Here is a 25,434-nt window from a genome sequence, read left to right as displayed (position 1 = left end):
GACCTAAAAGTATAAAAATAGGGGCGTAGTTCCTCGGATTCCTTGCTGCAGCTTTTCCAAAAACCGGATGTGAGTATCTGCCCTGTGCCCTAAAAGCTACAGATGGTAGCGCACAAAACCCTCCATGGCTTCGTATTCGGCCATCCCCAGGTCATTGTAATGGGCGGCGGTTTCCTTGTTGCGCTGTTCTGCCCGTTGCCAGAATTCCCGTTCGTCGTTGCCCGGGAACATGGCGCTGTCCTTTTGCGACTGATGCTTGAAAATCGCATTCTTTTTCCGCTCCATGTCTTTCGGACCAATTGGGACGGTCATCTCCATATCGGCAATGTCCCATTCCTGCCAGGCGCCGCGATACAGCCATACATAGCAATCCTCCAGCCAGGCCGCCTGTTCTTTTTTCAACCGGTCCAGTGCCTTGTATATGATTTCCAGGCATACCCGGTGGGTTCCATGCGGGTCCGAGAGATCTCCTGCTGCGAAAATCTGCTGTGGCTGTAATTCTTGCAGAAGCTTGTAGGTAATTTCGATGTCCGCCTCGGAATAGGGCTTTTTCTTTACAGTACCCGTTTCGTAGAAGGGAAGGTTTAAAAAGTGAGCATTTTTTTCGGAAACCCCGCAATACCGGCAGGCAGCAAGGGCTTCCCCTTTGCGGATCAGGCCTTTGAAATTCTGGATTTCAGGACTGTCTACGGCTCCCGGGCTTTTCTGGCTCAGAAATTCACGCACCTCCCGGAACTGTTTCTGCAGGGTTTTATTGTCTTTTTGGATGTCTGTGGCGAAGTCCAGAAAACGGATCACCTCATCATCAAAAACCGCAATATTACCAGAGGTTTGATAGGCGACATGCACCTGGTGACCCTGATCGACCAGGCGCAGCAGGGTGCCGCCCATGGAAATGACATCGTCATCCGGATGCGGGCTGAAAATGAGGGAGGTTTTTGGATAGGGGTCTTTTCGTTCAGGTCGCTGGCTGTCATCTGCATTGGGTTTGCCACCCGGCCAGCCGGTAATGGTCCGTTGCAGATTGTTAAAAACCTTCAGGTTGATATGTTCTGCAGACCCGATCTCTGCAACCAGGTTCCCCATTCCGTATTCATTGTAGTGTTCGTTGGTGAGTTTCAGAATGGCTGTACTGAGCTTCTGTGAAAGCCAGATAGTTGCCTTTTTGATCAGCCGGTCATCCCACTGGCATTCGGAAACCAGCCAGGGTGTGGCAACCCTTGTCAGGGAGGAGGCTGCTGCACGATCCGTAATAACCTCACAATGCGGGTGTCTCTGCAGAAAGGTAGCCGGAACGGATTCCCGTACCTTCCCTTCCACGGCTTGCTTTATAATATCAGCCTTTCCCTCGCCCCAGGCCATCAGGATAATTCGCCTGGCAGCCAGGATGGTCCCTACGCCCATGGTAAGGGCCTTGGAGGGAACATTTTCCAGGCCAAAGAAGTCGCTTGCCGCGTCCAGGCGGGTCACGCGATCCAGGCGGACCATTCGGGTGACACTGCTCAGGGAAGACCCGGGCTCATTAAAGCCGATATGCCCGGTACGGCCGATCCCCAGGATTTGAATATCCAGCCCTCCGACTTTACTGATTTTTGCCTCGTAATCGCTGCAGTATTTTTTAACATCTTCTTTTTCAAGAGTACCATCGGGGATATGAATTTGTGATTTCGGGATGTCTATATGGTCGAAAAGGTGTTCCTTCATAAAGCGGACATAGCTATGGATGGATTGGGGTGCCATGGGGTAGTATTCGTCCAGGTTGAAGGTTATGACATTCTTGAAGCTAAGGCCTTCCTCTTTGTGAAACCTTACCAGATATTCGTAGACACGGGTAGGAGTAGAGCCGGTGGCCAGCCCGAGAACGGCTTTCTTTCCCTGCTTTTGACGTTGTCGGATAAGCGCTGCGATTTCGTTTGCCACAAAGAAGGAAGCCGCATCGGACTGTTCGTAAATACGGGTGGGAATACGCTCAAATTTACGGGCTTCTTCTTCGGTTGGGATTAGCTGAGGGTCTGCTTGACTGAGCATAGGGCAATAATTAAAGATTAGTGCTGCAAAACTACATATAAAATTTAATAATTGCAGTTTATTGCAATATTAAATGCAATATATTGCAGTAATAAGAATATATTATCTTTGCATAAGCAATTTATGGCAGATAATGGAATTCACTATCTTTGTCAAAATTTAACATCCATGCTTAAGGAAGAACGCCAGCGGCTGATACTTTCCGAGGTAGAATTGCACAACCGGGTCCTGCTCACCGATCTGGCAGACACCCTTGAGGTTTCGGTCGATACGGTCAGGAGGGATGTAAAGGAACTGGATACAGAACAGAAGCTGCGCAAGGTACACGGTGGGGCAGTGTCTTTGGGCTTTACCTCACTGCCGGCTGTAAACAATAATGTTTATGCCCTGGAAGAAAAACGGCTTATTGCTGCCAAGGCCTTAAACCTGATCAAGGATGGGGGCGTAATCTTTTTAGATGGTGGGACTACCTGTCAGGAACTGGCCCGTATTATCCCGGAACGCCTTTCCTTAACTTGCTTTACAATCAGCCTGCCGGTAGCCATGTTGCTGCTGTCCAAACCCAGGGTAGAGGTCATCCTGATAGGAGGCACCCTCTCACGCGAGGCACAGATCACCTCCGGGGCCTCTGCCATTCACGGACTTTCGGGCATACAGGTAGATTATGGCTTTATCGGCACGGGTTATGTGGACTCCCTGCATGGGCTTACCGAGTTTGACTGGGAGGTAGTGCAGGTCAAAAAAGCGGTGGTTCAGGCCTCCCGAAAAACCGTTTTACTGTGTATCTCCGAAAAATTGAATTCTCAGCATCGCTACAAAAGTTGCGACATAGCTGCCGTTAATACCATGGTTACAGAACTCCCCCCGGATCACAACCGCCTGAATCCTTTCAGGGACCATCAAATACATATATTATAGGATGTCAGACTTTAAAAAAATTACAGAGCAATCTTCCCTCTACGACAATCTTGAAAATGAATCCGTACAGAGCCTGCTCGAAAAAATAAATACGGAAGACCAGAAAGTAGCCCTGGCCGTGGAAGCCTGTATCCCACAAATCGGGAAGCTGGTAGAAGCCCTGGTCCCCAGGTTCCTCAGTGGAGGGAGGCTGTTTTATATAGGGGCAGGCACCAGTGGCCGGTTGGGGATACTGGATGCCTCCGAAATTCCGCCCACTTACGGGATGCCGCATGACCGCGTTATTGGCCTGATTGCCGGCGGGGATTCAGCCATCCGGAAGGCGGTGGAACATGCCGAAGATGACCGGGAACAGGCCTGGAAAGATTTAATGGCATTTAATATCGGACCTATGGATACAGTAGTGGGGATTGCCGCTTCGGGCACTACCCCATATGTCCTTGGAGGGGTACAACGGGCTCGTTCTGAGGGTTTGCTGACCGCAGGGATTACCAATAACCCGGGTTCTCCCCTGGCTTTGGCGGCAGAGATCCCGATAGCGGTAGCCGTGGGGCCGGAATTTGTGAGCGGGAGTACCCGTATGAAGAGCGGCACCTCCCAAAAACTGGTACTGAACATGATTTCCACAGCCCTGATGGTCCGGATAGGACGAGTACAGGGTAACCGGATGGTACATATGCAATTGAGCAATAACAAGCTTATTGACCGGGGCACTCGTTATCTGATGGATAGCCTGGGGTTAAATTATGAAGCAGCCGGAAAAGCCCTTAAAAAATACGGTTCGGTGCAGGCGGCCCTAAGTTCTCTGGGCAAATAGCTTAATTACGACCAATTTGGGCGACTTCAGCCTCGGTTACCATGGCCTCTTCGGTTTTGTTTCCAAGCCGGTTACGGATATAATTCATGACATCAGCAACTTCCTGGTCTTCCAGGCCCATGGGCATCATGGTATTGTCATAGGTGATGCCGTTCACTTTAAGAGGACCCCTTTGTCCAAATTTGATTCCCCTTATACTGGCTGCCCTTTTGGACATGAGATAATCTGATCCGGCAAGAGGCGGATATACCCCCTCAACCCCTTTGCCATCCGGCAAATGGCAGGTTACGCAAAAGTCCTGGTAGACTGCCGCACCCCTTTCAATGCTTTCCGACAGGGTTTTATCCTGCCCGTAAAGCGCAGCAAAAATTCCGGTACCGAAAATAAAAAAAAGCAGTTTTTTAAACATAGATGCCATTTAGCTTTGAGGCACCAGGCGGTAAATGCCCTTCCCTTCTATAGCCGCGTAGATAAAACCATCCGGGCCCTGGCGAACGTTGCGCACACGGCCCATCCCCTCCAGCAGCTTTTCCCTTTTTACCACCGTGTTTCCGTTGAGTTCCAGGCGTTCCAGATATTGGAAAGAAAGGGAACCGACCAGTAAATTTCCGTCCCAGTTTGGATACCGTTCAGAGGTAACAAAACACATTCCGCTGGGGGCAATAGAGGGGACCCAGTAGTGAATAGGCTGTTCGGTTCCTTCCATTTCGGTCTGATCCGTGATGGGAGTCCCGCTGTAATTGATACCATAGGTCACCAGCGGCCAGCCGTAATTTGCGCCTTTTTTGACAATATTGATCTCGTCCCCACCCCTTGGGCCGTGCTCATGTATCCAGATTTCCCCGGTTTGCGGGTGCCTGGCCATCCCCTGCGGATTCCGGTTGCCGTAGGTAAAGATGGCAGGCCGGGCTCCCGGACTATCAACAAAAGGGTTGTCCGCAGGGATTCGCCCATCGTCGTGCAGGCGGTATATTTTTCCGCAGTCCCGGCTAATATCCTGTGGGTTTACATCCCGTTCTCCACGTTCCCCTATGGAGAAATACAGATACCCATCCCGGTCAAATTCAATCCGGGAACCAAAGTGCTGCCCCCGGGTGGTATTGGGCCCTGCCTTGTAGAGCACCTCCAGGTCCGCTAACTGATTACCCTGCAAACGGGCCCTGGCTATGGCAGTGTTCCCGCCTTTTTCTGCGCCCTCGGGAGAGGCGTAACTCATGTAGATCCAGCCGTTTTCCGCGAAATCAGGGTGAAGTTCAAGGTCCATCAGGCCCCCCTGCCCGCGATTGTATATTTCAGGAAGATTGCCGATGCTGGTTTTTACACCTTCCCGGAACTGGATCAATTCGCCTGATTTTTCCGTTATCAGCAGGCTGCCATCGGGCAGGAATACCATTCCCCACGGAATTTGCAGGCCATCGACAACCAATTCGGCTGAAACGACCTGTTTTTCCGGTGAATGGGCACGATTTTCCGGATCCTGGGCGCATGAAATGAATGTCATTACAACGAAAAAACAGGTACATACCATACTATTTAGCATATCACATCGTTAAGATTTATAATGATTACGGGGTTTAACCCCCTAAAGATAAAGAGTTTTTATAAGTATATATAATTACACCGAAGACTAGTCGGGTCCCCAAATCCCGATTATTCTTACCACAAGTTTAACCTATGCTCCCGAAACGAACCAGGCATCTATGGTATGCCCTGCTGCTGACAGCTGTTGCTGTCATCAGTACTTCGGCAATTGCGAATGGTCCTATTCAGAGCCTGATCAGGGGGTTTCACTATCTGCTTCCTGAGAGTACTGATAAGGATGCTTCCCGGCCTGATGCCGAAACCCAGGATCCTTTTGGAATACAAACTTCCGGGGCCGACGCATTGACGGCTTCGGCGCCTATGTTTATGACTATCATCCAGAATGCGGATGAGGAAGTGGTTTGTAGCGACAATGGCTTTACTATTGCCCGCTTTAACCTCTGTGGGGATTTTGACGACCGTATCATCAGCGTTGCTGGGAGCCACAGCACCTATCAGTGGCAGCAACTGGTCCCGTCCGGGGCATGTACCTTCGACATCAATGAAGATTGTCCGCCCATTATCGGGAGCGAGTGTAACACATCCTGGCAAACTATTTCAGGGGCTTCCACCCTTACTCTGAATGCAGCGGGTATCCCGGCTTCCAGTGGAGCAGAATTCCGGGTGCGGGTCGATGGTGGTGCCTACTACTATTTTAAGGTTAAAAAGAGTACCATTACCCAAACCTTTGTAAAACGTGATTTTATTTGCGGTGTAGACGGGCGGATACAGATTACCAACCTTTCCAGTGCCTACGAATTCAGTATGGACAGCGGCAGCGGATTTGGACCCTGGCAGTCTTCTCCCATTTTTGACGGACTGGCCCCCGGAACTTATATCGTAAAGGCCCGCCTGCGAAACACACCCAACACCTGTGAGTATCCCTACGCCCCCATAACGATTAACCAGCTCGACATCGATATCGATGTGGAGTTCGTAGATGCCCAGTGTTTCGGGGAAACCGGTAGTATTACGGTAACCGTGAACAACGTGCCTGGCCCTTACAAATACACCCTGCTCGATTCAAGCGGGGTCCCTCAGGAGTTTACCACCTTTATTCCGAACAATCCCTATACGTTTGCTGCAGTGGGCTTTGGCAACTACAGCATACAAGTAGAAACACAGCAATGTGCGGGAGATCCCGGGAACGGCATTCCGCCTCCGCGGCAGGACCTGGATATCAATGGGAACCCGATCAGTATAGGAAACGGGCTGGTGGCCCTTTCCGCTTCCACTGAGGTGAATGAAAGCCTTAGCTCAGACCCGGCATGTGGGGCCAATGATGCGGATATCATCGTCCGGACTTCGGGCGGGGCACCTCCCTACAGTTTCACGGTCAGTGACGGCGGGAATTCCGGGGGAACGTATGCCAGCCAGACCACTTATAATGTGACCACTGCAGGGACTTATGACTTTACTATTACCGATGCCAATGGCTGTGTGATTACCGCAACAGCCAGCGTGGAAGAACTCACCCCACCCGTGGTGACGGCAACAGGGACCGACGGAGACTGTAACAGCGGGGCCCGTATCGATATCAATATTATAGATGCCAAGGGGTATAACCTCTTTTTCAGGGCAGACCCCTCTGACCCCTGGTCTTCCAACCCCGTACTGACGGTTCCTGACGGGACTTACAATAATATTCAGGTACGCTATGAGCAGGGCAGTTTTAGCTGTATCTATACATTGCCTGCCAGCATTACCGTTACCAATATTGGTGCCATCAATGGAAGCGCGGTGAAAATACAGGATCGCGTTTGTAATGGTGCCGGAGGGGTTGACGGCGGGATCATCGAATTCCAGGGGCCTTTTTCAGGTGGTTTCGGGAGCGGCTACGAATTCAGTATTGACGGGATCAATTTCAGTTCCCAACTCACCTATAACAACCTGGCACCCGGAGATTATTCCCCTATTATAAGGGATGCAGGAGGATGTCGCCTGGACCTGACTACCATTACCATCAACGATGTGGATCCGCCTACGGACATCAGTTTTGCCCAAAGTGCTATCAATTGTGCAGCAGGGACATCGGATGTTCAATTAAGCGTTACCAGCAATGCGGCCATCGTTTTATATGAAGTGATCAGCCCGGTAAGTATCAACAACGGGGGAAGCGATACTTTTGCAGGCCTGGCGGTGAACACGGCCTATACCTTCCGTGTTACCGACGCCAATGGCTGTATGTATACGGAGAGCTTTACCCCGGCTGTGCTCAGTACCATTCGCGCCCGGGTTAAATCCGGAAGCGATACAAGGGTGTGTACCGGAGCCACTGATGGTACGGGTACCTTTATTATCGATGGCTTCGATAACGCCTATACCTATAATATTAACGGGGGTCCTGAAAGCGCTCCGCAAAGTGCCCCGGAAGTGGACCTTCCCCCCTCCGGTGCCGGAAACTATATCATTACTGTAACCGATGCAGATACGGGTTGTACGGATACAGCCAGCATTTTGATCGAAGAACCGCCCAGCCCGCTTACCCTCACAGGTAATGTTACGGCCATGAGTTGTGCCAATGGCAACCTCGGACGGGTTGTTTCTACTGCCTCCGGCGGATGGGGTACCTACCGGTATACCCTGGAACTCCCCAACGGGTCCACTATTGGCCCCAGAAGCGGGCGTACCTTCGGAAACCTGGGTCTGGCCGGGAACTATATCCTTTCTGTGGAAGACGCGGAAGGCTGTACGGCTACTTTTAACTTTAGCCTCACGCCCATAGATTCGCCAAGCGTGAGCCTGGATGCAGCGGCATCTGATTTTTGTTATGTTCCCGGAACCGGGGCGACCCTGCAAGTAACTTCCACCGCCGGAACGGCGCCCCTGGGCAGCCACCAATATCGTATTAATGGCGGGCCACTACAGGGCAGCCCTGTATTTAGCGGATTGACCCCGGGCAATTACAGCATTGAAGTGGAAGACGGCAATGGGTGTACCGATTTTGTAAACGTTACTGTAAACCCGCAATTACGGGTTACCACCAATATTGATTCCGAAATTCCCTGTGGCGGGGCAGACGGAGGGATCAGTGTACAGGTCACCGGAGGGTATCTGGCAGGGGCAGGCCCCAAACAATACGAGGTGAGTTCCGACAACGGGAGCACTTTTGGCGCGGCAATCCCCCTGGGGGCAAATTCATTTGTATACAGCACAAATGTACCCGGAGATTATATCTTCAGGGTTACGGACAATCAGGGTTGTGTGGCGGAGTCTTCTCCTATCACCCTTAACCCACCGGCGAATATTGACCCGGCCAGCATCAGTGTGGTTCCGGCCAGTTGCGGGGAAACCGATAATGCTATTGTAACCATAACACCGGATGCCACCAGCGGTATTCCACCCTATGAAATAAGTTTTGACGGAGGGCCTTTTGGCGACCAGAGCGTATTTTCAAACCTGATCGCCGGGCAGACCTATTCCTATATTGTACGGGATGCCAGGGGATGTGAAACGATTCCGGCCGATGTCACGATCCCGTTGGATGCCACCCCACCGCCGGATGCTACCGTAAGCCCGCTTACAGCCACCTGCTCCCTGGGGGTAGTGGAGGGAAGCGTACAGGTTACGGCCGTGGCCGGGGGAACGGCAGATTTCACCTATATCCTGCAAGACCAGTTTGGCAACGAACTGAGCAGGATCGGGCCAACCTCCAGTACTTCTGAGAGTTTTGACAACCTGGCACCCGGGATATATACTGTAGTAACCCTGGATGCTCTGGGTTGCCGCGATGTGGATACAGTTACTTTAGACCAGACAACTCTGGATGTGGTTCCGGATCCGGTAGTGGCGCCGGTTTGTGCCGCAGGAGGCTTTACCAACACCGTTGAGATCGTAGGAGGGGTGGGACCTTTTCTGATACGTCTTGCCACGGATCCCAGTCCGCCGGTTAGCCCGAACATACCCCCAAGGAGGCATACCTTCAATGGGTTGCAATTTGGGGTGACTTATACTGTTGAGGTTACGGATTTGGGAACCGGATGTGTATACCTGGATGAAATCCCTCCTGTGGATGGACCCAATCCGTTGGATATTACCGCCAGTTCAACCCCCGGCTTCTGCGATGTAAACCGAAACGGACAAATTCTCTATACCATTGATGGCTTTACCCTCGGGGCCACCCTCTTTGTGGAATTGCTGAATAACGATGACGGTACCCGGATCCCGCTTGAAACGATAACCCCCGGGGCGGTACCCTATTCCAATACCTATGAGTCCCTGCCTGCCAATTACCAGGTAATTGTCACAGACCTCTCGAATGACTGTACAGATGCAGTAGCCGTTACCATAGACCAGAATACGCCTTCAATCGATATTCTCGCCGAAGAACCAGCGAATTGTAACGCCTTTGGGCAGTTTACCGTACGTGGTTCCGGAGGGGATGGTGGCCCGTATATGTACGCCTTTATGGATAGTGGCGTGTCTCCGACCCCTGGCGACTATGACTCGGAAACCACCTTTGTGGGAGCAGCCGGGGCTTACGATGTCTATGTGATGGACAGCAGCGGCTGTACCTCATTTGCTATCGCCCAGATCATTAACCTGGATCCGGATCTTCCGCCTCCTACCATTTTGGTGGATAACCAGTGTGATATTACAGCCACTTCTTTCCAGATCACCGTAAGTATGCCGGCTACCGTAGATACCCCCCGCTTTACGCTCGGTGGGGTGACATTGCTGACCAACCCGGCCACCTTTACTGTAAGTTCTCCGGGAGATTATACCATTGATGTAATAGACGCCAACGGCTGTACCAGCCAGGGAATTGCAACAGTATATGAATTCCTGACGGCATCAGGAGATTTCACTACGCAACCCAACTGTTTGAACAGTGACGGGGAAATCACCATCAGTACAATAGGGGGAAGTGGAGATTTCACCTTTGAACTGCGCACCGGGGCAGGAGCCTATATTACAGACAATACCAGCGGGATCTTTAGCGGATACCCCGCAGGCGATTACGAAGTATTGGTCACAGATAACCTGGTGGCAGACCTTTCAGGGAACTGTACCTTCCTGGTAGATAACATTACCCTGGATCCTCCAGTACCTCCCGTGATCAATACCGTACTGGATGCCGATATCTCCTGTTTCGGGGCAAATGATGGCAGTATTGACGTGCTGTTGCAGGCAGGTACCGATGTGGATAACCCCCTGGTATATACCCTTTACGATGCAGGAACGGCGAATATCGTTCAACAGAATAACTCCGGATCCTTCGCCAACCTGGCCCCTGGTTTCTACGATGTAACCGTGGTTAGCAGCCGAAATTGTGAGGACCGACAGGATAATATCGAAATATCGGAACCTGCGCCGTTTTCCATTACGGCCAGCGCTCCGGATTTTGCCTGCGAGCCGGGTGCAAACCGCTATAGCTCCACTATTATTACTGTTTCTATTGTAGACCCGGGAACGGCAGTGGGCGGGTACCAGTATAGTATAACCGGTTTTTCGAATTATCAGAGTTCTAACACCTTTGAAATAATCGATAATGGATCGCCCCAGAATATTACGGTATATGCCATTGACGGCAATGGCTGCCAGGACCAGTTTACGCTGCCTACCATCAACCCCCCAACCGATGTGGTGCCGACCTTAACGGTGGAGCAACTACTTACCTGTACGCTGGACGAGCGCGTACGAATTGATGTGGTTGGGACTACCGACTTTACGGTTTCCCTGGTAAACGGCCCGGTTGCCCTGGCACCGGTTACCAATACCCCCGGCAACTCTTTTGTTACAGTTGATCTTCCTGTTGCCGGTGGTTATTTACTGGAAATTACAGATAACATTGAGGGTTGTAGCTATCCGTTGCCCTTGCATGAGGTAGTAGACCCAGTATACCCTGTGGTTACGATCAGCGAGGCCAACCCCGTAAGTTGTGCAGTACCCGGAAACGACGGAGCACTCTTTATAGAAGTAACTGATTATACCGGAGTATACAATTATCAGGTCTATCAGGTAGACAGTTCAGGAAACCGCATTATGCCTGCTGTGAGCAGTGGTAGTTTTGACACGAATAATTACCCGGATGTTAACGGGGATCCTGCCCGGATCACCGGTCTTACAGGTGGAAACTTTATAGTAGACATCGTATCTGCAGACAGCCCGGGTTGTCCGGCGGAAAGTAATGTGGCTACTGTAAGAGCGCCTAACGGTCCGTTAGTACCGACGGCCGTTGAAGAAGGAAATGTAAGTTGTAATGACAATATGGGAATTATTGTAGCTTCCGCTACAGGCGGTTGGGACACTGCCCCATATGAATATCGATTGTTGCAGGATGACGGCAGTGGTACCTTCATTGAAATTGTGGCCTTCTCCAACGCAGATCGTTTCCAGAATCTGAGCAGCGGCGATTACCGTGTGGAAGTGCGGGATATTGAAGGCTGTACGCAAACCGTAGACATTAACCTGAACCCTATAGATCCAATTCTGGTTGGGATACGGGAGCCTGTGGCCCTGGTTTGCCCCGGAGGTAACAATGCGGTTCTGGAAGCTTACGACCCTGCCACTGGAGATGCCATTACGGGTCTTCCGGGAGCATCCGGAGGGGTGCCGGGAGCCGGTTACAAGTACCAGCTTATTTATTTGGGCAGCAACAATATTGCGGATGAATTATCCCGAAGTGGTTTACAGGACACCCCTACCTTTATCGGTAGTTCCGGTGCGGGGTACATCAGTACGGGCTGGTATGCCATAGAGGTTTCTTCCAGCTATTCCTGTGTAGGCGTAACCGCGCCTTATTTCGTAGATCCGCCTCCGCCAATTAACCCTACTTTGGTACAGGTGCAGGCGCCCGGTTGTGGCGGTATGGGAGAGATGCGCCTGAGTATACAAAATCCGGAACCCGGTTTTGATTACGAGTACCGTCCGGTTGGTTCCCTGCCTGCAGATCCCTTTATATCAATGGGACCTGGCGCTACTTCGGTACTGATTTCAGGAGGCCCTGGCTTCTATCAGTTTGAGGTCCGCAAAATTAATGCGACCAATACCTGTGATGTGGTAAACTCCAACGGACTTACCCTGATCGATGCCCAAAACCTGGACCTGGTAGTAAACCTGCCGGATGATATTTCCTGTTCCAACGAACTGGACGGACGGATTGAGTCCTTTGCCTCAGGTGGGGTTGGGAATAATAGTTTTATGCTCTTTGACGGAGATCCGGGAGCAGATCCTTTTAACCCGCTGGCAACGGCCACTATAGTGCGCGGACCACAGCCTGACGGAACTTTTGAAGGGCTCTCAGATGGGAATCAATACTATGTAACTGTAACCAGTGGCAGTACCTGTGGGGATGTGGAAGGACCTTTTACCATCGTCAGGCCAGACCCTATCCTGTTTACTGCTACAGCAACCCCTGTATCCTGTGCCGGGGAAACGGATGGAAGCATTACCATTGAGGTTACCAGTGGCGGACAGGGACTGTTGCAGTTTGCCATAGAGCCGAATTTCAACGAATTCTTTAGTGACCCGACCACTCCCGGGCAGTACACCTTTACGGACCTGGAAGGAGCACCTTTCCCGGGAAGGGAGTATGACATCCTTATTCAGGATGAGCAGGGATGTTCAGAGGTTACTACCATTGCTGTGGTAGAGCCACAGCCTCTAGAGGCTAGTTTTACTGCCAGCCCCGAGACCTGTCTTGGTTTTGCAGATGGATCTGCCCAGGTTACCATTACCGGGGGTACGCCCTTTGTGGATGGAGTAGGGGTGCCCTATTATGAAACCAGTCTGGATTCCTCTGCAGATACGGATTACGTTCGCAATGACGCTTTATTCTACGATAACCTCTCGGGTGGACAATCTTATGTAGTCTTTATCCGTGATGCCAACGGCTGTACCTCTAATGTGGTGATTCCGATCGATATTGGTGTGGAACTGGCAGCAGAGCCCGTGGTAGAGTATGGATGTGAGGGAATTTTCCCATTCAATACAGTGCGTATTGACCTGCAGGATAACAACGTACTGCCGGAGGTGCTCTTTGCACTGGATCCGGTAGATCCGACAGATGCGATCACTGCCCAGGCCGATACGGTCCGTAACTGGGGCGATCTGCCGGCCGGAGACCATACCGTATACCTGTATCACTCCAATGGTTGTACGTCATTTGTTGAATTTACCATAGATGATTACCAGCCATTGGTTTTGGATGCCATGCAAACCGGGCCGGATGAAATTACGGCTACGGCTACCGGAGGCTTCGGAGGATACGAGTTCTTCTTCCAGGATGAATCATATGGTGCCAACAATGTGTTTAATATCAACTATGACGCCACTGTAAATATCAGGGTGGTAGACCAGCAGGGATGTGAGGTAGTTATCGCATTTCCATTTGACTTTGACGGGATGGTAGACTTCCCGAACTTCTTTACCCCGGATGGCGATGGGATGAACGATGAGTGGTTCCCCAGAAACCGCGAATTCTTCCCGAATATAGAAGTAATTATCTACGACCGTTACGGAAGGGTGGTTGCCCGCCTGGACCAGGTAACGAAATGGGATGGTACCTACAACGGGAAAGAAGTACCCACCGGGGATTACTGGTATGTGGTTAACGCCAACGACAACGAAAATCAACAGTATGTAGGGCATTTTACCCTTTATCGATAAGGGTATAACAAGCGGAGCATGTGTTAGAGCCGGTCTGTTGCAACCTTCAACGGGCCGGTTCTTTTTTGATGGCAATCCCTGATTTGAAATAGATGCTCTGAGAAGGAACTAATTTTAGTTACCATGCACTTCAAGCATTTCCTTCTCATCTAAAAGACGGGTAACCAGATAGATGGTGTCAAAAGTCTTTCCGAACTCTTTGCTTTTAAATTCGGTTTTCAATAGTGCTTCCCTGTAGTAATACTCTTCACCCGGGGCTACTTCCCGGTATCCGGTTGAAATCCAGAACTCCCTGTCTTCTTCGGTGACCAGCAGGTATATGTATTTGTCCGTGGGTATGGTCTCTTTAATAACCACTTTATGTAATTCATTACTAAGGCCATCCAGGGAGATATGTGCAACCTTGGATTTTACGGGAAAAGGGCCAGCTTCTTTAGGTTTGTCATTGCAGGCCATAAGGAACGCCACTGGCAGGATAAGTAAAATTATTCTTAATTGATTATTGCACATAACAGGCTTTCAAAGGTTTAAAGGATGGAAAAGTGGCCGGTTTAACTACCACTACAATTCAACTTCATTTTCTATTAGTTGATCGATCAGTTTTAAGTGCACTTTTTTGTGAGGGTATTTTATGAGTTTACGCATTAAGCGGTCAGATACGGCGGAAATTTTTTCCATGTTCCGATGTTCCTCCCCGGCGTTTAAATATTCGCCTAGCTTGTTTTCCAGCATTAATTTATACTGGCCCAAAACTGCCCTTAGCGGGGCTTGCTGCAACCAGTCACCATATTCCCGCAGAGCACCTTCAATAATCTCTTCAACCGATCTAATTGCCGCCCTGCGTTTATTCTTTGTCTGCTGCAGGTCCGCAGAGAGAGAATCCAGATCATAAAGGGTAATGCCCGGTGCTTTTTTAAGTGTATTGTCAATGTTTGCAGGCAAAGCCAGATCGATAAGCAGACGCTTTTTTGCCTGAGGTTCTATTTTGCGAATTAGGTGGTGCCGGTTACCAGCAGCACTGATGATGACATCGAAATCATCAAATGAATTATTAAGAACCTTTTCCCAGCTATAGAGCTTTAAATTGTATTTATCAGATAATGTAACCGCATTTTTGCGGGTCCGGTTGCTCAAATAAATTTCGCTGTACCCAAAACTGTTATTGTACTTCAGAATTTGCCTGGCAATATCCCCCGTTCCGATTAGCAATATACGAACCGGCCCGTGAGCGAAATGATTTCTTATGACTTTGAGCGATTTATAAGCCATGGAGGTTGTACCGTTTCTGAAGGTGGTTTCATTGCTGATGCGTTTATGGCACTTAAAGACAGATTGCATTGCCCGCTCCAGAAGGGAACCCTGCAGGCCCAGGGTCATACTCAATTGAAATGCTTTTTTGATCTGGTTTAAAATTTCCGTATCTCCCAAAACCTGAGAAGAAAGTCCGGAGGATACTTCAAGCAGGTGCCTGACTACAGTAAGGGTATGATCGCTTTTTTCAAAAAGTCGTTTTGCGTATTCAGGGTCTGAAACATCCTTTAAATGGACAAAAAAATCACGGACTTCCGCTGCTTGGGTAGTCTTGGATTCAAAATAAATCTCAATGCGGTTGCAGGTTACCAACAGGAAGAGCCCGGAAATATCCCGAAACTGCTCTTGGATAAGCCTCATCAGATCTAGCTTTTCCTCCTCGGGTACAAAGAATTGCTCCCGCTCGCTGATGCCGGCCGTTTTGTGAGAAATACTTATAAAATGAACGGATTTACTCATATTTGGTTTTACTAATAAAGTAATATAGTGGCCCCTTCCCTATGACATTTGTCATGAAGTGCGCAATCCCCGTATCTGGATACCTATTCCTTAAGCGTCCGTAAATGGTTTATAATGAGCCACCGGTCTTCGTCATCCGGGATCTTTTTTGTGAATTCAGGCATATCATCCCTACCAAAGGTTGTTTTATAGAAGAGCTCCCCATCGGTCTGGGCCTGGAACGCTGCGGTGGAGAAATCCCCCAGGTCCCCACTTAAATCGTCCGCCTTGGGCCCGTCTCCATAACCTTCTGCACCATGACATGATTTGCAGTGTTTGGAGTACAGGTTTTTGCCAATTGCCTTGTTTTCAGAGTCTGAGGCATCAGTTGGGTTTTTTTTGGAGCTGTATTCGGCAGGGACTACCCATTTTTCCTGATAATCACTGGAAAAGGAATGAATCCCCAGGCAAAATATTCCTAACAATACAATTATTAAAATGTTTTTCATGGTCATTGATTTTTCGGTTTATATATAAAGAATAGATTCACTATTAAGTAAAGCAAGATGGCCCATACCCCCAATATCAGAATGTTCGGAACCACAAGCAGGAACAACGGTGTTTTGGAAGGGGGGGACCACATGGTCCTTTCATCAAATGTTGATTGATCCGTTATGGGAACCCCGAGGGAAGCCTGCGCCGTTGATTTCACCGTGCCATATTGATCACTGTCGGAAAGCAGGACTTCAAAGGATAACTTACCATTTATACCCGGAATATCTGATTCTATTGGAATTTTTACCCTGCCACTGGCATCTGTCATATTGAAATCATCTCCAATCCGAAGCGGCCTGAACAATCGTTGTACCTGCAGAATCAGAGGGAGATCTGCCAGCGCTTCCCCGGTATGGGAATCTGTAAGGGTGGCCTCGAGATAGGAAATATCCTGATCCTTGGAGAAATGGAGGCTTAATTGGGCGTCCCGGACAGCCAAAGATTTGGATACTTCCCGGAAAGCCGGATGTTCTGTGGATTTCACCAGAAAAGTGTATAAACCGGTACTATCCGCGTTTTCAGTAACCAAGGCTCCCAGGCTAAACTCCGCTTTGCCTTCCTGGTTCGTAAGGGCAATTCCCAATGGGATTAGGCTGTCATTTGGAGCTTGAGTGAAAACCTCAAAGTTGAGGCCAGAGGCTGGTTGCATGCCATCCTCACTTCTGTACCTGGCTTGAATAGACAGGGTGGAGGTTTCCGGCATCAGCTTTGTGTAATTCAGCGATACCCTGGGACGACTTTTGGACTCCTGAGCATAGACACCACCAGTGTCTGGTAGCTGTACCAAACAAAGCAGGGCTAAAAGACTATATTGAAACCGAAGCCTGTTCATTTTACTTTTGTTTTTTCCGCGTTTTGAATCATTTCATTTTCCAGTGTCTTTTCTATTGGAATTATTGGCAAAAACCGCACCAAAAGCGTCATAATGAACAAAGCCATCGCTAAAGTGCCAATAGTAATCAGCCATTCCAGGGCTGAGGGAAAATAATGATGCCAGGATTCCGGTACCCCTTCAATTGGGACAAAGGGGTGCAAAAGCGTAGGGGTAACAATAAGGTACCTTTTCCACCAGGCTCCCAGAACTATTAGGATCCCCATGTAAAAAACCGGTAAGGGCTTCCTTCCTTTCTTGAAAACCATGACCAGCACCGGAACAAACAAACTTCCGATTATAACCAGCCAGAAAAGAAGGGCGTATTCCCCAACAAACAATTCCTGCAAGTGTAAGGCTTCATCGGTCGTATTCTTATAGGCCGGAACGAGGTATTCATTTATGTTGAAATAGATATAGACCAGGCAGAGCAATACCAGTAATTTTGCCATTTTATCAAAATGTAACTCTGTGATATACTCCTTCAGATGATGGGTTTTCCTAAGGATAAACATAACTACTACAACAGCCCCTGCCCCAGCCACAAATGCCCCGGCAATAAAGTATGGGCCAAAATTGGAACTATCCCATCCCGGTCTGTAGGTGGTTGCAAACAGCCAGGCGGTAACCGTGTGTATCCCGAAGGCTACCGGGATAATCAGTACACTCAGGATTCGTATAGCTCTTTTATATCTGTTTTTTTGATCCGCAGTACCTTTCCAGTTCAGCGATAGACGCCCGTACCATTTGTGCGCCCTGGATCCTTCCGGATGCTGGTTCTTTAGAATTGCAAAATCCGGCAATAAAGGATAATATAACAGTAAAATACTGATAACCAGATAGGTGGAAATAACAATTACATCCCAAATTATAGGAGATTGGAGTCTCCCATGTAAAAACAAGTTCAAAAGACGATCCGGGCGACCCATATCAACGATGATGGTCAACCCTGCCATAATGATTGCCGCCACTGCTATAATTTCGGCTATCCTGACCAAAGGGGTTCTCCAGTGGGCCCCGGAAAGCCTCAATATTGCTGTAATGAGCGATCCTACCAAACTGATGGCAACAAAAAAAACGAAATTGGAAATGTATATCCCCCAGAGGGTATAATCCCGCATATCCGTGATAATGAGTCCTTCTTTAAGCTGTATGCCATAGGCTACCAAGGCAGAGAGGATCAAAACACCCAGGACTACCAGCCATAACCTGCCCAGTTTTCCGAACTTTTTAGGCAAAAGGTCTGCTATGATTTGATCTTTTTTATCCATGGCTATTCAGTTTTATCCACAGATTTATACGGAGTGTAGTTTTCCAGCCCTTCTTCAAAATCTACCAGGCGGTCTGCAGGCGGCAGGTAGTAGACACTGGGTTCGGTTCCGAAATTTTCCATCATCCTGTACCCTGCCTTTTCTTTTAACAGTTCTGTGAGCCTGAATGTTTCATCTCCGTTGGTTACGGTATCCTCATAAGCGTCTCCAAAAAAGAAAACCCCGTTAGGACAAGCCGTTACACAATGTGGTAATTCATTCTGGTCAATCATATGCGGACAAAAATCACATTTATCCACCGTTCCCTTCTGGCTGGGTAAGCCCGCGTAATCCGGGGAGTGCGAGATATGCTCCAGATGCAGGTTAATTTCGGTGGTTTCTCCCTGTGCCGGTTCCTCCCAGTTAAATACCCGGGTAGAATAGGGACAGGCAGCCATACAGAAACGGCACCCGATACATCGGTCATTGTCAATCAAAACCAGGCCGTCCCTTCTTTTAAAGGTGGCATCCACCGGGCAGACCTTTACACAGGGCGGTTTGTCGCAGTGCATGCAGAGGGTTGGCTGCCAATAAGGTGAAGATTCAGGAGAATCCTGCATTTTGTAGACTTTTATCCAGGCATTCTCCCCGGTAACAAAGTGTGACTTATTACAGGCGCTAACGCATTTCTTTGCGTTCTTACAGCGAGCAAGGTCTACTACCATTACAAATTTGCGATTGGGAAACCCCTCCCGCACCTTGTAGTTGTCATCCTTTAACCCGGGCACTTCCTCCACCATATCGGAAGGTACCCGGATAAGGGTCCCATCGGTGGACATAACCTCAATAGTTTCTTCGCTATTGGTATCCCGGCAGGCATTCAAAGATTTTAATGCTCCTGCAGCCACAGCTCCCAGAATCCCCGCTTTTAGACCTTTGTCCAGAAAATCGCGACGGCCATTTGTGGTTTTTTCTTCCATGAATCTTTTATGAATTTGATTTTCCCAGCCAATTCAAAAGGGTTTTGTTGTTTACCCTTTTGCTTACAACCCTCGCGTTTCTGGTGGCCTTTCTTTTGACTCTTACAATGCTCCCATCGGCTTTCAGGAAGGTGTCGTATGTTTCATTATCCTCATACTTGTTACTGTCCGCTTCCTGTTTCTCCTTGCCAAAACCGAGGTACGGCAATAAAAAACCCCCGAGTATAACTGGCAATAACTTCCTCCTTGTGAAGCCTTTTTTATCAAATGAGTGTTTGTCCATAAGAAGTCAATTTTTAACTGGAAATGCGTATTAAGCCCGGTAGGGATCAGAAATTATACTTGCGTGTAATATTGAAGCCGATTAAAAAATCCCCTTTGAAAAAGTCGTTCGTGTTGAACATGTTGTTTTCCTGTGGAAGAATGCCACTCAGATTGGATATAAATAGTTGAAATGCATGTCCGGAAGTACCAAATTCTGCCCCAATACTAAATCCGGGTTTGGGATCCGTAGGTAATTCCGCCCCGTCCAAATGGTGTACGAAAGGCTTGGAATAATCTATAAGGATTGCTGTCTGCGGACTGATTTTATATCTGCCTCCCAAACTCACTGCTATAACATCATTACGCATCCTGTGCTGTACATAGTTAAAGTGAGAGACACTGGGAGCAACCTGCATGGAGAAATTTCGGCTAAAGCGGCGTGCAATTATCAATTGATGAAAATAGGAATACCTGGCTTGCACGGTTGGAAAGCGGTTATTTCCCTTTTTGCGGGCATCAATAGCAAAATTTCCATAGTAAGTTACACTAACGGGAATTTTACCGGACCGGGTTTGCTCTATTAGGGCGGCTTTCCAGTTAAAATCCTGAAACCTCTTAAATTTTGTGGTTCCAAACCCTACAGTCAGTCTGTCGTGTACTGCATAGGTCGCCCCGATCCTGATGTTGGCAGATCCCCAAATCCCCGCCAGGTCGTTTGTACCTCCGTTTATTAACCCGAACCGGTGGGACATCATTATCTCCAGCGTCTTTTTATTATAGAGGATATTGGTGGGGTTGTCTATAATATAAGAGCTCTCAAAGGCTGGCCGTTCTGGTTTGTCCGGAATGGTGTCTTTTGATTTTTCCTGCCCAAAACTTAAAAAGTTAAAAATCAGAGAGCTTATTACTAATAAAATTCCTTTTTTTATCATGTCAGGTCTGTTGGTCCGTTAATTATTTTCAGCACCCCGGTCTATCCAGCTTTTAATCTGGGATATATCAGAAATACTCAGTACAAAGTCCGTTTCAGCCCTGTGCCCCCTGCCAGGAAGGCGTTGGTAAAACAAACTCCCTTCGGCATCCCCGGCATTCACATAGGTGGGTACAATGGCATTAAAGGCGTTTCCAACCCTTAAATCCGGATCTTGACTAACCCCGTTATGACATTGGGTACAATTGGTTTCCTCTCTGGAAAACAGGGGTTCTATATCCTCCCTGAAAGAAATCTCAACATCCGGATCCACATCCGGGATCGGTTCTGGTGGCAGGGCTTCATCGTAATAACAAGAATTCATTGCCAAACCGAAAAGGCCAAGGAGGAGTAGTATTTTTAAGTATCGAAACATATTTACTCAGTTTGATAAATGAAATCCAACCCCAGTCTTGTAAGATCTGGGGCTGGTATTATTCCGCTAATTTTCCAAAGCTTCAATAGAGTTCTTAATGAGTGCTTTGGCGTAATTTGGATTATGTACCCCATCAGAGTTATCCTCAAGGATGGTCATAAAATTCCAGGTGGCCTGTGCAACGGCGGCAGAATATGTTCCGCGAACACGATTAGTGTCCACATCGATAGAACCGGCAGCCAGTAGTAATTGGTGTAATCGGTTCATGTCCTCTTCTAGATCGGTTACTTCGGAGGGAGGACCAGAAGTGTGGCACTGGATACAAGTATTTTCAGTAGGTACCCATGTGTGACCTCCGTCCGTGCCATCGGTAGTTGGGCCCATGTGGCAGGCTATACAGGAAGATCCCTGCCGGTGTCCTGCGGAACCACGACCGGGATACGCCACAGACCCTGCAATGGGAGCACCCATGATTCCTTCCAACATGGTAGACTGTGGCCCGTGATGCGGCCCGAACCGGCTGGAGGTTATTTCATAATCAGCGGTCGGCCCCGGAATGTCGTAACTATTAAGCGGCTGGTGACAATTCACACATAAATTACTCAGGCCCAATTCGTCTGAATTGTTGCGGATGTCTATCTGAATATTAGGATCGAGTAAAAGATCTACTGCTGCAATGGACCGGACTGCTTTGTCGTTGCCGTCATTCTCAAAATCGAAGGAACGGTGACTGTCGTGGCATCCAGTACAACTTATAGGGTTGGAGACTCCATATCCATCCGGATTGACAATAGCAAACCCAAGAGAATCAATATACAGGTTGGAAAGCAAATCAATAAACCCTTCATTGTTATGGCAACGTGCACATCGCGTACTGGTCCCGAAAGACCTTACCCTGTTCTTCCCGGAACTTACATAGGCCATTCGAATGGGTTCCCGGAAGGAATTGGAGTGGCATGAAACACAGGAGGTGGTCCCGTCTACTCCATCCACCCCGTCTGCACCGTCAAGTCCATTAATTCCGTCAGCACCCGGAGGGCCAACAATGGGATCACTGGTACAGCCAATTAAAAAAAATCCCATGGCCAGGAATAACAAAAAGCCCGGCAGTTTAATATTTTTCATAATGCACAGAATTTAGCGGTTACTAGAATTCCTTGAATCTATGAAGAAGAAATTTTTTGTTTTATGATAAATATCATGTTTTGGATATATTTAATCCGGTCAACGAAGAAGATTTAAAAGAAACTTTATTACTTTTGCCCACTGAATTTCGGGATGTGGCTTGTTCCCGCAAAGCGGGACAGGCTGGTAGCGTATCCCGCCAGTGGGCGGGATGGTCGCCTTGAAAATGAAATATAGGGTTTACGTCCTTTACAGTAATAAGCTCAGAAGCTATTATGCTGGTTATACCAGAAATCTGGATGATAGAATCCAAAGGCATAATAGTGGAAGAAGTAAATATACATCAAAAGGTATACCCTGGATATTGATAAAAACTTTTGAATGTGAATCCGCAATAGAAGCGGTTCGACTGGAAAAGAAAATCAAATCCAGAGGAATTAAAAGATATCTTGATGAAAGTTAATTCGGGATGTGGCGCGTTCCCGCAGAGCGGGACAGGCTGGTAGCGTATCCCGCCTTGGGCGGGATGGTCGCCTAAACATTGATGTATACAGTATACGTTCTTTATAGTAAAAAATTGAAACGTTATTATGCAGGTTTTACCAGAAACCTGGATGAAAGAATCCGTAGGCATAATAGCGGGAGGAGTAAATACACCTCGAAGGGTGCACCCTGGGAGTTGGTAAAGACTTTTGAATGTGCAACAGCATTAGAAGCTATCCGCTTAGAAAGAAAAATCAAAGCCAGGGGAATTAAAAGATACCTAGATGAAAATTAAATCGGGATGTGGCGCAGTCTGGTAGCGTACGCGCATGGGGTGCGCGTGGTCGCTGGTTCGAATCCAGTCATCCCGACCAAGTAAAGCCAAGCGAGTAATCGCTTGGCTTTTTCATTTCCGGAGCGCGACAAAAGCGAGCTTTTGTAAGCGGCGAGGAAATGAAAAAGACCGCCGGCCGCTTTGGCCGGCTTGGCTTTACTTGAGCAACATCCCCAGCTCTGGATCACCGAACGAAGTGAGGTAATCCAGAAAATTCCACCCCGATAGCTATCGGGGCCAAATCCCAAGCGCCAAATCTTAACCTTCGGTTTTGTTTCAGGTTAATGATAGATTTATAAGAAATGAAAAAGACCGCCGGCCGTTTTGGCCGGCTTGGCTTTACTTGAGCAACACCCCCACCTCTGGATCACGCCGAAGGCGTAATCCGGGAAATTCCAAGTGCCAAGCACCAAATTCCAAGCACCATCCCGATAGCTATCGGGGCCAAATTCCAGTTTTAATTTCAACTTAATGCCGGCCTATCTGATCCTTATCATTGGTTTAAAAAAGCAGCTGTCCTAGCTTAGTGTAAAAGTCATTAAAATGAGGGCTTTTATAATTTTTATCCGTCTTCTCGTCTTCCTGCTCCAGGAGACCTTAGGCAGATAGTGGGATGATGAAACCTTAAAACTCTGGAATGAAAATCAAAAAGGAAAAGATAGCAGAGGTCCTAGAGACCCTGGACCAGGTGGCAGAGGCTGTAGCGCAGGAAGAAGAACAGCATGCCAAAGTATGGCATAGTGTCCATGAAGGACATATTCGGAGCGCCCGAAACCTGATCCATTATACGGCATTCAGGAAATTTGACCTGTGCAGTACCCAAAAAAAACTCCGGAACCTGGGCCTGACCCGTTTTGCCAATGCGGAGGGCCATGTTATGGCCAGCCTGAATAATACCCGCTTTATTTTAAACCGTTTGTTGGATAACCCGGAGTTACCGCATACCAAGTCTGGTCTATCCATCAAGAAGGGCAAGCGTTTGCTGGCTAAAAATACCAAGGCACTTTTGGGCTACCGATCGAAGGGCAGGCGGGTACGCATTATGGTTACCCAACCCACCGAGGCTGCTTACAACTATCAAATGGTACTGGAAATGGTACAGGCAGGGATGAACTGTGCGCGAATCAATTGCGCCCATGACAACCCTGATATCTGGAAAAGGATCATCGATAACGTACGCAAAGCGGCCAAAGGGACCGGCCGTAATATCAAAATCGCCATGGACCTTGCCGGACCAAAAATCAGGACCGGGGGCTTAGCCCCAGGGCCGAAAGTAAGGAAATTCAAACCTTCCCGGGATGTGCGCGGGAATACTATTAAGCCGGCAGAAATCGTCCTTACACCTATGCTTACCGATGCTTCCCCTTCAAACGCTTTATCGATCAGTACTGAAGATCTGGCCAGGTTGAAAACCAAAGATGTTCTCAGCTTTACGGATACCCGCGGTAAAAGCCGGAAATTAAAAATTGTGGCATTGAATGAGCACATAGGGCTGGCGCACTGTGCCAAAACCTCCTATATCGAAACAGGGATGACCCTTGAGTTTTTCAACAGAAAAGGGAAGCCCCTTGTAGTTGGAGAATTGCCGCCGGTCGAACAACCCATCATATTATATAAGGGGGATATTTTGACGGTAGCGAAAGAAGCTATCAAAGGCCAGCCGGCTCAGATGGATGAAAAAGGCGGACTTGTCCAAAACGCCCGGATTTCCTGCCAGTTACCCGAGGCATTCGATTATGTCAAATCCGGGGAACGGATCCTCTTTGACGATGGTAAAATAGAAGGCAGGGTGGAAGCGATACGAAAAGGGGAGTGGGATGTCCGGATTACCTCCGCCAGGGATGAGGGTTCCAAACTCAGGTCCGGGAAGGGCATAAATTTTCCTGACACGGCCCTAAAGATAAATGGCCTGACAGCCAAGGATAAAACGGACCTGGAATTTGTTGCCCGCCACGCGGACATTGTCAATTTCTCGTTTGTAAAACGCAGGGAGGATGTGGAGCAATTGTATGCAGCGCTCGACAAACTGGGGGTCTTGCACCAGCTGGGGGTGATCCTGAAAATTGAAACCAAATACGCTTTGGAGCACCTCAGGGAGATATTGCTGGCCGCCATGAAGTCCAAGCCCATAGGGGTGATGATCGCCCGGGGAGATCTGGCCGTGGAGACCGGATGGGATTCCATAGGAAGGGTACAACAGGAGATCCTCACCCTGTGTGGAGCTGCACATATTCCCGTGGTCTGGGCTACCCAGGTCCTGGAAAACCTGGCCAAGAAAGGGTTGCCATCCCGGTCGGAAATCACGGATGCAGTTGCCGCCATGCAGGCCGAGTGCGTGATGCTCAACAAAGGCCCTTACATCCTGTCTGCCATTCGGTTGTTACATATGATCCTTTCAGATATGGAAGCATATCATGATAAGAAGGAAGTGATGCTTCCCAAATTGCATAGTGCAGAAGCTGACCAGGAAGAAGCGGTGGCTTCAACAGTCTGATCCCTATTATATTATTCCGAGGAGTCAAT

At 48.7% G+C, this 25,434-nt stretch carries 19 protein-coding genes and 1 tRNA gene; 7 read left to right on the top strand and 13 right to left on the bottom strand.

From position 1 onward, the window contains the following. Positions 1 to 96 precede the first annotated feature (96 nt). Positions 97 to 2,028, bottom strand: a complete 1,932-nt coding sequence (gene nagB / locus ACT6NV_RS00985) for a glucosamine-6-phosphate deaminase (protein ID WP_445385422.1) — start codon at positions 2,026 to 2,028, stop codon at positions 97 to 99. Positions 2,029 to 2,196: 168 nt separating this feature from the next. On the opposite strand from nagB, the gene ACT6NV_RS00980 reads away from it, so the two are divergent. Beyond that, positions 2,197 to 2,946: a DeoR/GlpR family DNA-binding transcription regulator gene (locus ACT6NV_RS00980; RefSeq protein ID WP_445385421.1), complete on the top strand. Its 750-nt coding sequence runs from the start codon at positions 2,197 to 2,199 to the stop codon at positions 2,944 to 2,946. A 1-nt stretch (position 2,947) separates the two neighbouring features. Then, positions 2,948 to 3,763 (top strand): N-acetylmuramic acid 6-phosphate etherase, encoded by an 816-nt coding sequence (locus ACT6NV_RS00975; RefSeq protein WP_445385420.1) that lies wholly within the window; start codon positions 2,948 to 2,950, stop codon positions 3,761 to 3,763. 1 nt (position 3,764) lies between these two features. On the opposite strand, the gene ACT6NV_RS00970 is transcribed toward ACT6NV_RS00975, so the two are convergent. Both ACT6NV_RS00970 and ACT6NV_RS00965 read right to left on the bottom strand, forming a co-directional pair. Further along, positions 3,765 to 4,172 (bottom strand): c-type cytochrome, encoded by a 408-nt coding sequence (locus ACT6NV_RS00970; protein ID WP_445385419.1) that lies wholly within the window; start codon positions 4,170 to 4,172, stop codon positions 3,765 to 3,767. A gap of 9 nt (positions 4,173 to 4,181) precedes the next feature. Further along, positions 4,182 to 5,264: a PQQ-dependent sugar dehydrogenase gene (locus ACT6NV_RS00965; RefSeq protein ID WP_445385418.1), complete on the bottom strand. Its 1,083-nt coding sequence runs from the start codon at positions 5,262 to 5,264 to the stop codon at positions 4,182 to 4,184. A 173-nt stretch (positions 5,265 to 5,437) separates the two neighbouring features. Between ACT6NV_RS00965 and ACT6NV_RS00960 the strand changes: the two genes are divergently transcribed. After that, positions 5,438 to 13,954 carry a T9SS type B sorting domain-containing protein gene (locus ACT6NV_RS00960; RefSeq protein WP_445385417.1) on the top strand — a complete coding sequence of 2,839 codons (8,517 nt, stop codon included), beginning with the start codon at positions 5,438 to 5,440 and terminating at the stop codon, positions 13,952 to 13,954. A gap of 114 nt (positions 13,955 to 14,068) precedes the next feature. On the opposite strand, the gene ACT6NV_RS00955 is transcribed toward ACT6NV_RS00960, so the two are convergent. The 10 genes from ACT6NV_RS00955 to ACT6NV_RS00910 form a co-directional block, all read right to left on the bottom strand. After that, positions 14,069 to 14,464, bottom strand: a complete 396-nt coding sequence (locus ACT6NV_RS00955; RefSeq protein WP_445385416.1) for a hypothetical protein — start codon at positions 14,462 to 14,464, stop codon at positions 14,069 to 14,071. Between the two features lie 51 nt (positions 14,465 to 14,515). Next, positions 14,516 to 15,724, bottom strand: a complete 1,209-nt coding sequence (locus ACT6NV_RS00950) for a glutamyl-tRNA reductase (RefSeq protein WP_445385415.1) — start codon at positions 15,722 to 15,724, stop codon at positions 14,516 to 14,518. An 83-nt stretch (positions 15,725 to 15,807) separates the two neighbouring features. Next, entirely contained in the window at positions 15,808 to 16,212 is a 405-nt protein-coding gene (locus ACT6NV_RS00945; protein WP_445385414.1) for a c-type cytochrome, read from the bottom strand. A 2-nt stretch (positions 16,213 to 16,214) separates the two neighbouring features. Then, positions 16,215 to 17,090 carry a hypothetical protein gene (locus ACT6NV_RS00940; RefSeq protein ID WP_445385413.1) on the bottom strand — a complete coding sequence of 292 codons (876 nt, stop codon included), beginning with the start codon at positions 17,088 to 17,090 and terminating at the stop codon, positions 16,215 to 16,217. Then, positions 17,087 to 18,400 carry an NrfD/PsrC family molybdoenzyme membrane anchor subunit gene (gene nrfD / locus ACT6NV_RS00935; protein ID WP_445385412.1) on the bottom strand — a complete coding sequence of 438 codons (1,314 nt, stop codon included), beginning with the start codon at positions 18,398 to 18,400 and terminating at the stop codon, positions 17,087 to 17,089. Before nrfD ends, ACT6NV_RS00940 begins: the two co-directional genes overlap by 4 nt. A 2-nt stretch (positions 18,401 to 18,402) precedes the next feature. Next, positions 18,403 to 19,359 carry a 4Fe-4S dicluster domain-containing protein gene (locus ACT6NV_RS00930; protein WP_445385411.1) on the bottom strand — a complete coding sequence of 319 codons (957 nt, stop codon included), beginning with the start codon at positions 19,357 to 19,359 and terminating at the stop codon, positions 18,403 to 18,405. Between the two features lie 7 nt (positions 19,360 to 19,366). After that, on the bottom strand, positions 19,367 to 19,642 hold the full coding sequence (locus ACT6NV_RS00925) for a hypothetical protein (RefSeq protein WP_445385410.1): 276 nt from the start codon (positions 19,640 to 19,642) through the stop codon (positions 19,367 to 19,369). Between the two features lie 46 nt (positions 19,643 to 19,688). Next, entirely contained in the window at positions 19,689 to 20,555 is an 867-nt protein-coding gene (locus ACT6NV_RS00920) for a DUF5777 family beta-barrel protein (RefSeq protein ID WP_445385409.1), read from the bottom strand. 18 nt (positions 20,556 to 20,573) lie between these two features. Then, complete coding sequence (locus tag ACT6NV_RS00915; protein ID WP_445385408.1) at positions 20,574 to 20,969, bottom strand: hypothetical protein; 396 nt, start codon at positions 20,967 to 20,969, stop codon at positions 20,574 to 20,576. Positions 20,970 to 21,035: 66 nt separating this feature from the next. Continuing rightward, positions 21,036 to 22,094 (bottom strand): hypothetical protein, encoded by a 1,059-nt coding sequence (locus tag ACT6NV_RS00910; RefSeq protein WP_445385407.1) that lies wholly within the window; start codon positions 22,092 to 22,094, stop codon positions 21,036 to 21,038. 211 nt (positions 22,095 to 22,305) lie between these two features. Between ACT6NV_RS00910 and ACT6NV_RS00905 the strand changes: the two genes are divergently transcribed. The 4 genes from ACT6NV_RS00905 (at position 22,306) to ACT6NV_RS00890 (ending at position 25,405) form a co-directional block, all read left to right on the top strand. Continuing rightward, the gene (locus ACT6NV_RS00905) at positions 22,306 to 22,557 is read left to right on the top strand and encodes a GIY-YIG nuclease family protein (RefSeq protein WP_445386651.1); all 252 of its coding nucleotides are present in this window, start codon (positions 22,306 to 22,308) and stop codon (positions 22,555 to 22,557) included. Positions 22,558 to 22,638: 81 nt separating this feature from the next. Further along, entirely contained in the window at positions 22,639 to 22,872 is a 234-nt protein-coding gene (locus ACT6NV_RS00900) for a GIY-YIG nuclease family protein (RefSeq protein WP_445385406.1), read from the top strand. A 2-nt stretch (positions 22,873 to 22,874) separates the two neighbouring features. Beyond that, positions 22,875 to 22,951: transfer RNA gene (locus tag ACT6NV_RS00895), tRNA-Pro, on the top strand. 597 nt (positions 22,952 to 23,548) lie between these two features. Then, positions 23,549 to 25,405 carry a pyruvate kinase gene (locus ACT6NV_RS00890; RefSeq protein ID WP_445385405.1) on the top strand — a complete coding sequence of 619 codons (1,857 nt, stop codon included), beginning with the start codon at positions 23,549 to 23,551 and terminating at the stop codon, positions 25,403 to 25,405. The last annotated feature ends 29 nt before the right edge of the window (positions 25,406 to 25,434 follow it).

The organism is Robiginitalea insularis (assembly GCF_052497835.1).
This window is presented reverse-complemented; position numbering and strand designations above follow the sequence as displayed.